Annotated in this window: 11 protein-coding genes; 2 read left to right on the forward strand and 9 right to left on the reverse strand. The window is 61.6% G+C overall.

Going from position 1 to position 15,394, the window contains the following annotated elements:
* Positions 1–151 precede the first annotated feature (151 nt).
* Entirely contained in the window at positions 152–1,936 is a 1,785-nt protein-coding gene (gene betA, locus CJEIK_RS06160) for a choline dehydrogenase (RefSeq protein WP_005295313.1), read from the forward strand.
* 3 nt (positions 1,937–1,939) lie between these two features.
* Here the strand turns inward: betA and trmD are convergent, their stop codons facing one another.
* From trmD to ftsY, 8 genes are all read right to left on the reverse strand, one after another.
* Entirely contained in the window at positions 1,940–2,788 is an 849-nt protein-coding gene (gene trmD / locus CJEIK_RS06165; RefSeq protein WP_005295317.1) for a tRNA (guanosine(37)-N1)-methyltransferase TrmD, read from the reverse strand.
* Positions 2,789–2,790: 2 nt separating this feature from the next.
* Positions 2,791–3,354 (reverse strand): ribosome maturation factor RimM, encoded by a 564-nt coding sequence (gene rimM, locus CJEIK_RS06170; protein ID WP_005295319.1) that lies wholly within the window; start codon positions 3,352–3,354, stop codon positions 2,791–2,793.
* A 3-nt stretch (positions 3,355–3,357) separates the two neighbouring features.
* Positions 3,358–4,701, reverse strand: coding sequence for an NADP-specific glutamate dehydrogenase (gdhA, locus tag CJEIK_RS06175; protein ID WP_005295321.1), 1,344 nt, complete (start codon positions 4,699–4,701; stop codon positions 3,358–3,360).
* Between the two features lie 250 nt (positions 4,702–4,951).
* Positions 4,952–5,476, reverse strand: a complete 525-nt coding sequence (rpsP, locus tag CJEIK_RS06180; RefSeq protein ID WP_005295323.1) for a 30S ribosomal protein S16 — start codon at positions 5,474–5,476, stop codon at positions 4,952–4,954.
* A 231-nt stretch (positions 5,477–5,707) separates the two neighbouring features.
* A complete protein-coding gene (gene ffh / locus CJEIK_RS06185) occupies positions 5,708–7,291 on the reverse strand; it encodes a signal recognition particle protein (RefSeq protein ID WP_034965000.1) in 1,584 nt (527 codons plus the stop codon).
* 115 nt (positions 7,292–7,406) lie between these two features.
* Complete coding sequence (locus CJEIK_RS06190) at positions 7,407–7,745, reverse strand: P-II family nitrogen regulator (RefSeq protein ID WP_005295327.1); 339 nt, start codon at positions 7,743–7,745, stop codon at positions 7,407–7,409.
* Positions 7,742–9,124 (reverse strand): ammonium transporter, encoded by a 1,383-nt coding sequence (locus CJEIK_RS06195; protein WP_034965003.1) that lies wholly within the window; start codon positions 9,122–9,124, stop codon positions 7,742–7,744. Before CJEIK_RS06195 ends, CJEIK_RS06190 begins: the two co-directional genes overlap by 4 nt.
* Before the next feature lie 203 nt (positions 9,125–9,327).
* Positions 9,328–10,752 (reverse strand): signal recognition particle-docking protein FtsY, encoded by a 1,425-nt coding sequence (gene ftsY / locus CJEIK_RS06200; protein WP_034965005.1) that lies wholly within the window; start codon positions 10,750–10,752, stop codon positions 9,328–9,330.
* Between the two features lie 129 nt (positions 10,753–10,881).
* Here ftsY and CJEIK_RS06205 point away from each other — a divergent pair, with 129 nt between their 5' ends.
* Positions 10,882–12,177 carry an alpha/beta hydrolase gene (locus CJEIK_RS06205; protein WP_005295334.1) on the forward strand — a complete coding sequence of 432 codons (1,296 nt, stop codon included), beginning with the start codon at positions 10,882–10,884 and terminating at the stop codon, positions 12,175–12,177.
* Here CJEIK_RS06205 and lysX read toward each other — a convergent pair.
* On the reverse strand, positions 12,146–15,394 hold the full coding sequence (gene lysX, locus CJEIK_RS06210) for a bifunctional lysylphosphatidylglycerol synthetase/lysine--tRNA ligase LysX (protein WP_050760833.1): 3,249 nt from the start codon (positions 15,392–15,394) through the stop codon (positions 12,146–12,148). The two genes, CJEIK_RS06205 and lysX, sit on opposite strands and share 32 nt — an antisense overlap.

The raw sequence follows: 15,394 nt of genomic DNA on the forward strand, positions 1-15,394 counted from the left end.
ATTTTCCAGCATTACCCCTCACATAGGTGTCTATTTACACTTCACTAGTGAGGTATATTAATCATGCCTTTTACCTGCCATCTAGCGATCTGTAAAAGAAAATGGCATACTGGTTTACGTTCAGTCATTTAACTAGGAGGCGAGTGAATAGATGAGCTTCATTGACAAGCTGATTCCAGGAAAGAAGAACGACACCACAGGCCAGGTAATCGAAGACCGTCGTCGGGACATCGTCATCGTTGGCGGCGGTTCCGCAGGTTCCGTATTGGCCAACCGACTCTCTGAAGACTCCACCAAGGACGTCATGGTCCTGGAGGCCGGCCGCCCGGACTCCCTGTGGGATCTGTTCATCCACATGCCGGCGGCGTTCTCCTTCCCCATCGGCGACAAGCACTACGACTGGCAGTACGAATCCGAGCCGGAACCGGAGATGAACGGCCGTCGTATCTACCACGCCCGCGGCAAGGTGCTGGGTGGCTCCTCCTCCATCAACGGCATGATCTTCCAGCGCGGCAACCCGATGGACTACGAGAAGTGGGGCAAGCTGCCTGGCATGTCCAACTGGGGTTGGAGCCACGTCCTGCCCTACTTCAACAAGATGGAAACCGCTCTGGGCGCCGACGCTAACGACCCGCGCCGCGGCCACAACGGCCCGCTGAAGCTGACCCGCGGCCCGGCCACCAGCCCGCTGTTCCAGGCCTTCTTCAAGTCCGTCCAGCAGGCCGGCTACAACCTCACCAACGACGTCAACGGCTACCGCCAGGAGGGCTTCGCTCCCTTCGACCGCAACATCTTGGGCGGCAAGCGCCTCTCCGCCGCTCGCGCCTACCTGCACCCGGTCATGAACCGCAAGAACCTGGACGTGCGCACTCGCGCCTACACCACGCAGGTCATCATCGAAAATGGCAAGGCGGTAGGCCTGGAGTACCAGTGGAAGGGCCAGACCCACCGTGTCTTCGCCGACAAGGTCATCCTCTGTGGCGGCGCCTTCAACACCCCACAGCTGCTGGAGCTGTCCGGCATCGGTGACCGCGAGGTCCTGGAAAAGGCTGGCGTCGAGGTCAAGAAGCACCTGCCCGGCGTGGGCAACAACCTGCAGGACCACCTCGAGGTCTACGTGCAGTACAACTGCACCCAGCCAGTGAGCTCCCAGCCGTACTACAAGATGATCAACCGCCCGTTCATCGGCCTGCAGTGGCTGCTGACCCGCCGCGGCCCGGTTGCTTCCTCCCACTTCGAGGCCGGCGGCTTCGCCCGCTCCAACGAGAACGAGGACTACCCGAACCTGATGTTCCACTTCCTGCCGATGGCGATCCGTTACGACGGTTCCCAGCCGGAGGGCGAGCACGGCTTCCAGTTCCACGTCGGCCCGATGTACTCCGACACCAAGGGCCACGTGCACATCAAGTCGAACGACCCGAAGGACAAGCCGGAGATCCTGTTCAACTACCTGGCCACCGAACAGGACCGCCGCGAGTGGGTCGAGGCCGTGCGCACCTCCCGCAAGCTGCTGGATACCCCGGCAATGAAGGAATTCACCGACGGCGAGATCTCCCCCGGCTCCGCTGTGGAGACCGACGAGGAGATCCTGGAGTGGGTACGCAACGACGCAGAGACCGCTCTGCACCCGTCTTGCACCGCCAAGATGGGCCCGGCGGACGACGAGATGGCCGTTGTCGACCCGGAGACCATGCAGGTCCACGGTGTTGAGGGTCTGTACATCGCCGATGCATCGGTCATGCCGATCATCACCAACGGCAACATCTACGCGCCGGTCATCATGCTGGCAGAGAAGGCCGCCGACCTGATCAAGGGCGACAAGCCCCTGGATCCGATCGACATCCCCTTCTACCACGCCAAGCAGGACATGCCGCTGTACGCAGAAGGCGACGAGCCCCGCGATCACGTCAACGCCATCCCGGGCGCTGACCACTAGTTGCTAGAGCTCCAGCCCGTCCAGATACGCCCGATCTGCCTTGGATAGCTCCACGCTATCCAGCAGGTCCGGGCGTATTTTTTTGGTTCGGGCGAGGGATTGTTCGCGCCGCCACTGCGCAATCTTCGCGTGGTTGCCGCTAAACAGCACGTCCGGCACGTCCAGCCCGCGCCACTGCCGGGGGCGCGTGTAGCTGGGGCCTTCCAGCAGCCCGTCCTGGAAGGAATCCTCCTGGTGGCTGGCTTGGTTGCCCAGTACGCCCGGGATCAGCCGCACCATCGCCTCGGCCATGACCAGCACGGCGACCTCCCCGCCGATCAGCACATAGTCGCCAATGCTGACTTCTTCCACGCGGTAGCGGTTCTGTGCATCCTCCACCACTCGCTGGTCGATGCCCTCGTAGCGGCCGCAGGCAAACACGACGTGTTCTTCGGTGCTCCACCGTTCTGCCATGTCTTGGGTGAACGGTTTTCCTGCGGGTGTGGGGACAATAAGCAGCGGTTTTGTGACGCCACCTGCCTTCTCCCCTAAAGGCTCAGCATCGCCATTGGTAGTGGCTGGCCGCAGGTTTCGCTTGTGCTCCGCGGAGCTTTCCAGGTCGCTGACTGTGGCCGCCGGGCCGGTGCCGGCCGCAACGTCGTCGAGGGCTGGCCCCCAGACCTCGGGCTTCATCACCATGCCGGGGCCACCGCCGCACGGGGTGGAATCCACTGACTGGTGGACGTCGTTGGTCCAGGCGCGCAGGTTATGCACGCCAACGCTTAGAATCCCCTGCTCTATGGCCTTGCCTAGCAGCGCGTGGCGCAGCGGCTCTAAATATTCGGGGAAGATCGTTACTACATCTAGGCGCAAAACTAGCTCAGCTCCAAAAGCCCCTCAGGCGGGGTGAGTACGAGGATCTCCTCTTCCAGGTCTACAACCGGGACGATCTGGTGGCGGAAGGGTACGAGCACTTCCTTTCCAGCGGTCGGCAGCTGGGATTCGGCGTCAATAAGAATAACGAGCAACTGCCCGGCCGGAGTGTGCTCAACGGCAACAACTTCCCCGACCAGATCCCCAAGCTGGATCTCGTCGCCCTTTAGGTCTGTGCCGGGGGCGAGGAGGTAGGCGGTGAGACCTTCGAGTTCGTGGTCGTAGAAACCATCGTCGTCCTCATCGTGCACGGGAGCGGCGAAGAAGCGCACGCCGCGCAGGGACTCGGCAGCCGTGCGGTCGGCGATCTCCTCGAAGGTGACCAGCAGGCGCCCCTGGTGCGGGCGGAAGGAACGGACGGTCAAGGACAGCTCCTTGCCCGCTTGCTTGCCTTTCAGAACCTCGCCAGTGGCGAAACGCAGTTCCGGGGTGTCCGTCGTGGGATCAACGACCACCTCTCCCCGCACGCCGTGGGGCTTGATCACCCGGCCGATCTGCAACTCCATAGGCTAGATAACACCCTGTGCCAGCATTGCATCGGCCACCTTGCGGAAGCCGGCGATGTTGGCGCCGAGGACGTAATCGTCTTCGCGGTCATATTCCCGGGCCGTCCTATCGCAACGCTTGAAGATTCCACGCATAATGTCGCGCAGGCGCTTGTCCGTGTAGTCGAAGGTCCAGGAATCGCGGGAGGCATTCTGCTGCATCTCCAGTGCGGAGGTAGCCACACCGCCGGCGTTGGCGGCCTTACCCGGAGCGAAGAAAACCTTGCGCTTGCGGAAAGTCTCTATAGCCTCCGGGGTGCACGGCATGTTCGCGCCTTCGGCGACGTAACGGCAGCCGTTATCGGCGAGCATGATGGCCGACTCACCGTCCAACTCGTTCTGGGTGGCGCACGGCAGAGCCACGTCGGCTTCGACCTCCCAGATGTTGCCGCCCTCGTGGTACGTCACCCCGTCGGTCTCCTTGGCATAGTCGGACAGACGGGCGCGGCGAACCTCCTTAACGTCCTTCAAAAGCTCGATGTCCACGCCCTCCGGGGTGCACACATAGCCAGAGGAATCAGACATAGCCACGACGGTAGCGCCAAGCTCTTGCGCCTTCTGGGCCGCGTAGATGGCGACGTTACCGGAGCCGGAGACGATGACCTTGGCACCGTCGAAGCGATCGTCGTGGGCGCCCATCATTTCCTGGGTGAAGTACACGGTGCCGTAGCCAGTGGCCTCGGTGCGCACCAGGGAGCCGCCCCACGTCAGCCCCTTACCGGTGAGCACGCCGGACTCGTGGCGGTTCGTCATGCGGCGGTACTGGCCGAACAGGTAACCAATCTCGCGACCACCCACGCCGATATCACCGGCGGGAACGTCGACCTCTTCGCCGATGTGGGTGTGCAGTTCCGTCATGAAGGACTGGCAGAAGGACATGATCTCGCGGTTCGACTTACCCTTCGGGTCGAAGTCGGAGCCGCCCTTTGCGCCGCCGATCGGCAGGCCGGTCAGGGAGTTCTTGAAGATCTGCTCGAAGCCCAGGAACTTGATGATGCCCAGGTTCACCGAAGGGTGAAAGCGCAGGCCACCCTTGTAGGGGCCGAGCACGGAGTTGAACTGCACACGGAAACCGCGGTTCACGCGCACCTCACCCTCGTCAGTGATCCACGGGACACGGAAGATGACCTGCCGCTCCGGCTCACACATGCGCTCGATGAGTGCGTAGTTTGCGTAGTGGTCGTCCTTCTTCAGGACGTACGTCAGGCTGTCCAGCACCTCTGAAACGGCCTGGTGGAACTCTGGCTCCCCCGCGTTGCGTTGAATGATCTGCTGGTAGTAACCGCTGACGGTTTCTTCGACGTTCATTGAGGATGCCTTCTTTGCCTCTCGCGAAAAACTCAATGGTCGGCGCACGGCCGGCCTGTGATGACAGTCATTTAGTCTACTCCCCATGACCGACAACACATTCAAGTGGTGCGTTCCGTGGGCAATTGCCACAATGGATAGCTTGAAGGACACCCTGGAAGCCACCTTACAAACAAAGAAAACCCCAGGTGAGCAGTAAATACTCAACCTGGGGTTGGAAAGCTGGTGGCGGTGCGCACCGCCGCTGCTTTTACTCTGCGGACTCGGCCTCAGCTTCTGCCTCGCCTTCGGAGTCAGCCTCAGCCTTCTCGGCCTCCTCGGCTGCCTTGGCAGCAGCCTCTTCCTCAGCGGCAGCCTCAGCAGCGGCCTTAGCCTCTGCCTCTTCCTTGGCCTTGCGCTTCTTCTCGGTGATGGCCTCAGCGGTCGGGCCGTCGGCAGCCTCAGCCAGAGCCTCGTTGAACAGGTCCAGCTTGGACTTCTTCTCCTCGGCCACCTTCAGGGTGCCCTCGGCGCCCTCGATACCCTTGTGCTTCTGCCAATCGCCGGTGACCTTCAGCAGAGCCAGAACCGGCTCGGTCGGCTGTGCGCCGACACCCAGCCAGTACTGTGCGCGCTCAGAGTCGATCTGGATGAGGGACGGCTCCTGGGTGGGCTGGTAGATGCCCAGGTTCTCGATAATCTTTCCGGAACGCTTGGTGCGAGCGTCCTGAACGACGACGCGGTACTCCGGGGTACGGATCTTACCCAGGCGCTGCAGTTTAATCTTGACGGCCATGTGATGGCTCCTTTTCTTCTAGTTGGTCACTGGGCAGTTCAGACACTCTGCGAAGAATCTCTGTGGAAAACCCGCTAAAAAATTTTTCTGGCCAGAGCCGGTTCAACCCTTCGTATTTTTGCTGCGCGTGACCACCGGCCGACCGTGGTCGGGGACGGTGTTACACAGACAACCTGCATAAGTGTAGTAGCCGGCACCCGCGGGAACCAAATCCTCTGCTGGCAGTGCCCGCTACTTCTTCGGGAAGTTCATCTTCGACAGGTCAATGCCCTCGAAGCCCGGGGGAAGCTGCTCCTGCATCTTCTCCAGGTCCTTCATGCTGGGCATTCCGCCGCCCATACCCGGCATCCCCGGCATGCCAGGCATCCCCTGGCCGCCGCCCATGCCCTTACGCATGTTCTTGCGCTTCTTGGCGTTTTTGCCCTTCTTGCCCTTGCGGTGGTTCTTCTGCTTCTTCGTTGCAGAGCGTCCGCCCATGCCGAACTGGCCGGCCATCTTGCCCATCATCTTCTTGGCCTCGAAGAAGCGCTCGACCAGCTTGTTCACGTCGGAGACGCTAACACCGGAGCCGTTTGCGATGCGCTTACGGCGGGAGGCGTTCAGGATCTTCGGGTCCTGGCGCTCAGCCGGGGTCATACCGCGGATGATGGCCTGGATGCGGTCCAGTTCCTTCTCATCCACCATGTCGGCCATCTTCGACATCTGGGACCCACCGGGCATCATTTTCAGGATGTTGCCCAAGGGACCCATCTTGCGGATCATCAGCATCTGCTCGAGGAAATCCTCCAGCGTCAGGTCACCAGAGGCCATGCGCATGGCGGAATCTTCGGCCTTTTCGGCGTCCAGAACCTGCTCGGCCTGCTCAATCAGGGTGAGCACGTCACCCATGCCGAGGATGCGGTTGGCCATGCGATCCGGGTGGAAGACGTCGAAGTCCTCCTGCTTCTCGCCGGTGGAGGCGAACAGGATCGGCTTGCCGGTGACCTCACGGATCGACAGTGCGGCACCACCGCGGGCGTCACCATCCAGCTTCGTCAGGACGACACCCGTGAAGTCCACGCCATCGCGGAACGCTTCGGCCGTAGTAACGGCATCCTGGCCGATCATGGCGTCAATAACAAAGAGCACCTCGTCGGGCTCCACCGCATCGCGAATGTTGCGCGCCTGACGCATGAGCTCCTCGTCGATGCCCAAGCGACCCGCGGTATCGATAATGACGATGTCGTGCTGGCTGCGGTAAGCCTCCTCGATACCGCGCTGCGCGACGTCGACCGGGTCACCGTGGCTGGTGCCCATCTCGTGGTCGTGGGAATCCAGGCTGGTACCCGGGTCCGGGGCGAAAGTCTTTACGCCGGCGCGCTCGCCGACGATCTGCAGCTGCTGCACCGCACCCGGGCGCTGCAGGTCACAGGCCACGAGCATGGGAGTGTGGCCCTGCTTGGCCAGGTGCAGGGCCAGCTTGCCGGCCAGGGTGGTCTTACCGGCACCCTGCAGACCGGCCAGCATGATGACTGTCGGCGGGTGCTTAGCCAGGTTCAGCCGGCGGGTCTCACCGCCGAGGATCTCCTTGAGCTCCTCGTTGACGATCTTGATGACCTGCTGGGCTGGGTTCAGCGCCTCGGATACCTCTGCCCCGGCGGCGCGCTCCTTGATGCGCTTAATAAAGGCGCGCACCACCGGGAGGGATACGTCTGCCTCCAGCAGCGCGAGGCGGATCTCGCGCGCGGTGGCATTAATATCAGCCTCGGACAGCTTGCCCTTGCCACGAAGGCCCTTCATGGCAGATTGCAGGCGGTCTGACAAAGACTCAAACACTACTTAGTGCTCCCTTGTAGGTATCGGAGGTTGGCTTATAACTCCCCTAGCTTAGCCAGTGGCCTACACGACAGTCACATTTCACAGGTGTTTTAGCGCGTTTTAGAGCGCCGTTTTACAGCGCATCCTCTCCGCGCTCGCCGGTGCGCACGCGGATCACCTCGTCCACCGGGGTGATCCAGATCTTTCCGTCGCCGATCTTTCCGGTGCAGGCGGCGCCGACAATCGCGTCTACGACGCTATCTACCGAGGCGTCCGCCGCCACGATCTCTAGCTTTACCTTCGGCACGAAGTCCGCCGCGAACTCGGCGCCGCGGTACACCTCGCTGTGGCCGCGCTGGCGGCCGAAACCTTGGGTCTCGCTGACGGTCAAGCCGTGGATCTCGATGGCCTCGAGGGCCTGGCGAATATCTGGCAGTGTGAAGGGCTTGATTACTGCGGTGATGAGTTTCACGATTCTTCTCCCTTGTTCTGGGCGCTGTTCTGGGGGTTCTCGGCGCTGTACATACTGCGGATATGCGAGCTCGAGGTGACGTTAAGATCGTAGGCGGACTCGCGGTGTTCCACCAGGTCGATGCCCGTATCCTCGCCTTCGTCGTCGACCCTCCAGCTGATCGTGACCTTGATCACCAGCGCGATCAGGTAGGTAGCCACACCGGAGAGGATCATTGCCACCACTGCGATCACGATCTGCACCACCAGCAGTTTGAGGCCATCTACCCCGCCACCGGTGAACACACCGTTGTCCTTCGACAGCAGCGCCAGGCCCACCGTGCCCCACAGCCCTGCGGCCAGGTGCACACCCACGACGTCGAGGGAATCGTCGTAGCCGAAACGGTACTTGAGGCCGATTGCCATGCAAGCGATGACGCCACCAATAAATCCAATGACGATGGAAGTTAGGGGCGTCAACGTTCCAGCCGCCGGGGTGATCGTAACCAGACCTGCCACGGCGCCAGACGCGGCACCCAGAGAGGTAGCGGCGCGGTCGCGGATAGTTTCACAGAGCATCCAGCCAAGCATCGCGGCCGCGGTAGCGACCGTAGTGTTGATCCAGGCCAGACCAGCCATTCCGTCGGCGGCGAAGGCGGAGCCGCCGTTGAACCCGTACCAACCGAACCACAGCAGAGCGGCACCGAGCATCACCATCGGCAGGTTGTGCGGGCGCCCCACCTTGGAGGGGAAGCCTGCGCGCTTGCCAACGAGTAGAGCCAGAACCAGCGCCGCCGTGCCGGCGGAGATGTGCACCACGGTGCCACCTGCGAAGTCGATGGGCGTGATGTTGGCTTCCCCGTCGGTGGAGCCGAACATCCAAGCAGCGATGGAGTTCTCACCGTCGCCGAGCAGGCCGCCGCCCCACACCATGTGGGCCAGTGGGAAGTACGCCAGGGTCACCCACGCGCCGGCGAAGGCGAACCAGGCTGCGAACTTCACGCGCCCGGCCAGTGCGCCGGAGATGATGGCGGTCGAAATGATCGCGAAGGTCACCTGGAAGCCGATGTCGATGGCGTTGGGGTATCCGTTGGCACCTTCGATCGGCTGGCCCGCGGCGTCAGTAATTTCGCCAGAAAGACCGAATGCGGTGAAGGGGTTACCGAACAACCCTGCGATGTCCGTGCCGGCGTAGGACATCGACCAGCCCCACAGCACGTAGAGGACGGGGACGATGGCCATCACGCCGAAGGACATCATCATCATGTTGAGCACTTGGCGGCGGCCAGTCATGCCGCCGTAGAACAGTGCAAGGCCTGGGGTCATGAGCAGCACCAGCGACGCGCTGATGAGCATCCAAGCCGAATTTCCGGAGGTCAGTACAAGTTGATCTGGGGTCATTTTTCACATCCATATCTGTGAGTCTCAGCACTTGTGCTGCAAAGAATAAGATGCTGAGAATGCACTTTCCGGAAAGAAAAAATTTTTTGAGACGCAGATCACTAGGATCTCGGCCGGACAACGCGAATAACCCCGTACGCTGCACACATACGGGGTTATTTACGTAAATTCTTAACTTTTTGCTGTCCGAAGGGGCTTATTTTTTACCCCAGCAGTGCATCGACGAAGCTCTCGACCTCGAACGGAGCCAGGTCGTCCGCGCCTTCGCCGAGGCCCACCATCTTCACTGGCACGCCGAGTTCTTCCTGCACCTGGAAGACGATGCCGCCCTTTGCGGTGCCGTCGAGCTTGGTGAGCACCACGCCAGAAATGTCCACGACCTCGCGGAACGTGCGTGCCTGCATGAGGCCGTTCTGGCCGACGGTCGCGTCCAGCACCAGCAGCACTTCGTCGACCTTCGCCTTCTTCTCCACCACGCGCTTCACCTTGCCCAACTGGTCCATCAGGCCCACGCTGGTGTGTAGGCGGCCGGCGGTATCGACCAGCACGACGTCCACGCCGGAGTCGATGCCCTTCGCCACCGCGTCGAAAGCGACGGAGGCAGGGTCTGCGCCCTCTGCACCGCGTACGGTTTCTGCCCCCACTCGACGCCCCCACGTCTCCAGCTGGTCAGCCGCGGCCGCACGGAACGTATCCGCCGCGCCGAGCAGAACCTTGTGACCCATGCCGATGAGCACGCGGGACAGCTTACCGGTGGTGGTTGTCTTACCGGTTCCGTTGACGCCCACCACCATGATTACGGCTGGCTTGCCCTCGTAGGGCATGGCCTTGATGGAGCGATCCATGTCCGGCTTGCAGGCGTCGATCAGCGCCTCGCGGAGCATGCCGCGGGCTTCAGCCTCGCTAGAGACACCATTGACGGCGATGCGCTCACGCAGGTCGTCGACAACCTTCATGGTGGTTGGGGTGCCCAGGTCGGCCATCAGAAGGGTGTCTTCAATCTCCTCCCACGCGTCCTCGTCGAGGTCGCCGGCACTCAGGATGCCAAGCACGCCACGGCCGATGACATTCTGCGACTTGGACATGCGACCGCGCAGTTTACCCAGGCGGCCCTGGACGGGCGCGATCTCCTCGCGCTGTTCCGCGGGGGCTGGCTCTGGTTCGGGTTCCGGCTCGGGCGTCGGCTCGGGTTCCGGTTCAGGCTCGGGCTCAGCGACTGGCTTCGGTTCCTCAACCGGCTCTGGCTCGGCAGTGGGTGCCGGGGCCGGAGCGGACTTCGGAGCCTCCGGCTCGGGAGCTGAATTAGGTTCGGGGGTAGCTTCCGGTTCCGGCGTCGGCTCCGGCTCCGGAGCGGCCTTGGGCTCCGGGGTTGCTTCGGGCTTCTTCAGCTCCTGGTCGGAACGCAACTCCGGCTGCTTCTCGGCAGTCGCGGCACCGGCTCCGGCACCACCACCGGCGGTGAAGTTAAATCCGCCCTGGGCCTTGTAATCACCACTGCTGGGCTTCTTCTGCTCGATCTCATCCTTCTTCTCGAAGGAAACCTGCTTCGCCTTGTTCCGGCGCAGACCCAGAACAACAAGAATCGCCACGACAATGGCAAGAATCAAAAGGCCAATAAGGACCCACATCAAAACACTATTCATAGCCTCCAGTGAATCAGAACTTCGTCCACAATGCCGAGTCCAACGCCAACTGCAATACCGTGTCTCAGCACAGCAAAGTAGGTTCTCGCATCTTCCGGCCTAATATAAACCTTCGTGACTGAGTTTGTCCGCAACATTCCCCTCACCGGCACCTGGCCGGAGGTAATCACCTGGGTGCTCATTTTTGCCACCCTGACCGCCCTGTTTTACTCACTGCCCACCGAGCCTGCAGGCCGTCGGAAAAGGGCAATGATCTGGTCAACAGGTGTCACCGCCATTCTCACTTGTGGCGGACTCGTCCTCCTCATGTGGGGCACCACCACACCTTGGTCGGAGCTCGGATTCAGACTGGTAGCGGGCACCGCCGCGCTATTCCTCGCCGCAAACTTGGCGGGTTGGTGCGTAGGGGCGTCATTAAAGAAGATTTGGACGATCCTGCTGGTGGCCGTACTAGCGGTCGGCAGCGCAGCAGTAGCGAACCAATCCTATGACCTGTTTCCGGATGTCGGGCAGATCGATCCCGTCAAGCTGCGAACCTTCAACAATGTGGACGAACTACCGAAAGCGCAATCGGTACCCCTCAAGGAATGGCGTAAGACAACGCACGATAACATCCCGGCCGAGGGAAGCATTCTGAAAGTTTCGGCTCCGAAGAAGAAGTCAGGCTTCCAAGCACGCGACCTACGCATATACCTGCCACCGGCGTGGTTTACCTCTCCCCGTCCCCAGCTACCGGTACTGGTTCTGCTGGCAGGTATCCCCGGAGACCCCGACCAATGGTTCGATACCGGTGACGCTACCGACGTAGCCCGCAAGTACCAGAAGGCACACGGCGGGGTCGCCCCTATTATTGTTTCCGCCGACGCAACCGGCGGTACATGGAATAACCCGGTGTGTACGGACTCCAACAAGGGTAAAGTACAGACCTTCCTGACAGAGGATCTGCCTTCCTGGGTGCAGCACCACCTCTCCCCCAACCCTGACCAACGCACATGGACCATCGGCGGGCTTTCCTACGGCGGAACCTGCACGCTTCAGGTCGTCACGAACCATCCCGATGCCTACGGCAGCTTCGTGAATATCTCCGGGGAGCGCACACCCGACGATGGCAATAGCCACGAATCAACAGTACGGAACTTCTTCGGCGGATCGGAAGATAAATTCAAAGCGCATAACCCCGAGGACCTGCTGAAGACCCGCACTTATCCCCATACTGCAGGCATGTTTATCGCCGGACGCGACGACAGTCAGGCCGTCAAAGACCTCAAGCACCTTCACCAACTGGCTGTGAAGGCGAAAATGGAGGCCAGCTATAACGAGGTCGACGGCGGACACAACTTCCGGACTTGGCGCTCCGGCCTAGCCTTGGCTTTCCCGTTTATTGCCCGCCGGGGTGGGCTGGGAAACTGAGGACCTCGCGGATTGAACGGCCCGTGAGCAGCATAATGAGGCGGTCGACGCCAAGCCCCAACCCGCCAGTCGGCGGCATGCCGTCTTCCAAGGCACGCAGAAACGCCTCATCAACTTCCATCGCTTCCGGGTCGCCACCCGCTGCCTTCAGCGACTGCGCCTCCAGGCGGTCACGTTGTTCCAGTGGGTCGGTAAGCTCCGAATACGCTGTTCCGAGCTCTACTCCCCAGGCAACGAGGTCCCAGCGCTCGGCCACGCCCGGCTGGCTTCGGTGCTGGCGGGTCAGCGGCGAGACACTAGTGGGAAAGTCCGTGTAGAACGTCGGCATAGTGGTGGTGCATTCGACCAGAGCCTCGTACATCTCCTGCACTACCTCACCGGAATCCCACCCTGGCTGGGTAGCAATCCCATGTACAGCACACAGCTCTAGCAGCGTCTCGAAATTCGTCTCCGGGGTGATCGATTGCCCCACTTTCTCGCTGATGGCCTCGTAGACGGTCTTCACCGGGAAGTTCTCGGCGATGCTCACCAGGTTGCCTTCCGGGTCCAGCACCAGCGGCTCCCCGTGGTAAGCAGTGGCGGCCGCCTGAATGATCCGCTGAGCTACCCAGCGCATCGACTCGTAGTCGCTGTGCGCTTCGTAGGCTTCCACAGTTGTAAATTCCGGGTTGTGGGTAGCGTCCACACCCTCGTTACGGAACACACGTCCCAGCTCGTAAACCTTTTCCGCCCCCTGGGTCAGCAGGCGCTTCAGGTACAGCTCCGGGGCGATGCGCAGGTAGAGGTCCTGATTCGCAGCGTTACTCCGCGTTCTAAATGGGCGCGCATTCGCACCACCGTGAACACGCTGCAGAATCGGGGTTTCCACTTCCATGAACCCCAGGTCCCCAAGCGTGCGGCGGATCGCGGCGTTCACCACCGACCTGGCACGCAGTCGGGCGTTGACCTCCCCGATCCCCGCGCCACGGCGCGTCAGGGGGTGCAGATCCTTCGCCTCCAATTCGATGGCCTCTGCCAGCAGAGAAGGCTCGCCAGTCCGTGAATGCCCGCGCGTTCCTACTACTGCAATCAGGTCGCCCAGATCCAGGGCACGCATCCTCGCGGCCAGTTCTTCCCCCGGCGCCTCGACTAGAACTTGGCATTTGCCGGAGGCATCCCGCAGGTCGATAAAGGACACTGCCCCGAACTCGCGCTTGGCCACGATACGACCTGAAATGCGCAGCGGGCCGGAAGTGGTGGCGTCACTACCTTCGGCAATCTCAACACACTGCACCACAGCAACGTCCAAGCGTTCTCCGGCACCACGCGCCGCGACCGGCCACGGCTCTACCCCAGCTTCGCGCAATGCCAGTGCCTTTTTGATTCGCACGGCGGTCTGCTCGCTGGCGGTTTTCTTGTGGGCATCCGTTAGCTGTTCAACGTAGTTCAGCGCCTGTGCTGCTTCGGGCTGCCCACTGGTGGCGTATTCACGATGCTCCTCGGTTCCCCGCCCAAACAAACTACCAAACGCGCTGCCGAAAGTGGGTACGAAGCCCTCCGCAATGCCAGATGCAATGCCCACGCGCGCCATCGACAAGGAATCCGGGTAACAGACATACCGCGGGATCCACACCGGCTTGTACTTCTGGTTGGAGCGATAGAGCGTCTCCATCTGCCACCACTTCGACAGATATGTCAGCACCCGGCGTGTCTGCCTGCGAATAGGCCCCACGGCCACGGCATCCTCGCTGGCGAACAGTTCGCGGAAAACTGCGAAGTTCAGAGAGAGCTTGTGCAGGTTCGCTTCAGTGCACAGCGCCACGATCATAGTTTCGACCGTGCCGTTAGGAGCCTCCGGGCTGCGACGCATAAGGTCCAGCGAGGTGCCGCTTAGCCCCCAGGGGATAAACGACAGCACTGCCACAATCTCGTCCCCCACCAGGGCCTCTGCCAAGAGGCAGTCCTTGTCCTGCGGATCGCCGAGCCTTCCAAGCGCCATAGAGAAGCCACGTTCGTCGGTTGTATCGCGCCACTTTTCTGCCAATTCCTCTACGCGCTGCATCTCTTCGATGCTCAACTCGCCGTGGCGCCGGATACGCACCCGCACTCCTGCCTTCTGCGCATGGGCCCGCGCCTGACGCACTTCTCGTAGTTCGGAAAGGTGGAAGCTCTGCGTATCAATCACTGCTTCGTCGCCCAAGTGGATAGAGCTTAGCCCCTGCTTTTCGTAGGCCCTTGCTCCTTGTTCGGACGCCCCCATCACCGCCGGCACCCACCCGAATTCCCGTGTACGATCCAGCCAAGCGGTGATTGCCTGGTCCCAGAACCGCGGGTCGCCAATGGGGTCTGCGGACGCCAAGCACACGCCGGCCTCGATGCGGTATGTCACCGCTGCCCGCCCCTTGGGTTCGTAGACCACGGACTTATCGCGACGGGTGGCGAAGTATGCCAACGAGTCGTTCGTGTTGAAGCGCCGGATCAGGGCGCGCAAGGCGGTTTCGTCCTCTGCACTGATGCCATATTCGTCGCGGTGGGAGCGCAGCAGCATCAGCCCCGCGGCGAGGAGCACCAGCGCCGACAGAGCGGAAACCAGGAAGGTGATGAGCTTCGGCGGGTGGCCGCCTGTGTGTACGTGGGTGAACAGGGAGAATCCGGCGGAGTGGTTCAGCGCCCACAGCGCTCGCCATTCCGGCGCCAGGTTGCCGTGGAAGAAGTGCACCAGCACCAAGGCAATCAGGAACACCGCGACGGTGCCGCCCAGCCAGAGCAGGAAGGCCGCCAGGATCGCACCTTTCACTGTGTGCGTGTAGAAATCTTTGCGCTGCCGAAGCATCAGGAGCAGCAAGAGGAGTTGTACAACCATTCCCGCTACAAACAGCGAGTGCGCCCACTCAGGGCCGACGTAGAAGTATTGCGGTAGCAAAAGCAGCAGCACATTGCTGCAGTTAAGGATCAGCAGCGCGGCCACGGCTACCACCCAGGCTGCACGTTTGGCCCGATAGAGACCTATGCCCAGCACCAGCAACGCGGCGGACCACGCGACGGAGGGCACGGGGACTGGCAGGAAGACGTTATCCATCACCACTAGCAGTTGGCGAACATGCACACGTGCTGCGGTGGAGATGCTCAGCGCCAGCGCCATCAGAGCATAGGCGCACAGGATGGTTCCGATGAAGCGGGGAAAGAAACCACGCGATCCCGCCAGCGGACGCAGAGTGTTTTTGCGATCAACATTCAC

The organism is Corynebacterium jeikeium, from assembly GCF_028609885.1.
GTDB lineage: Bacteria > Actinomycetota > Actinomycetes > Mycobacteriales > Mycobacteriaceae > Corynebacterium > Corynebacterium jeikeium.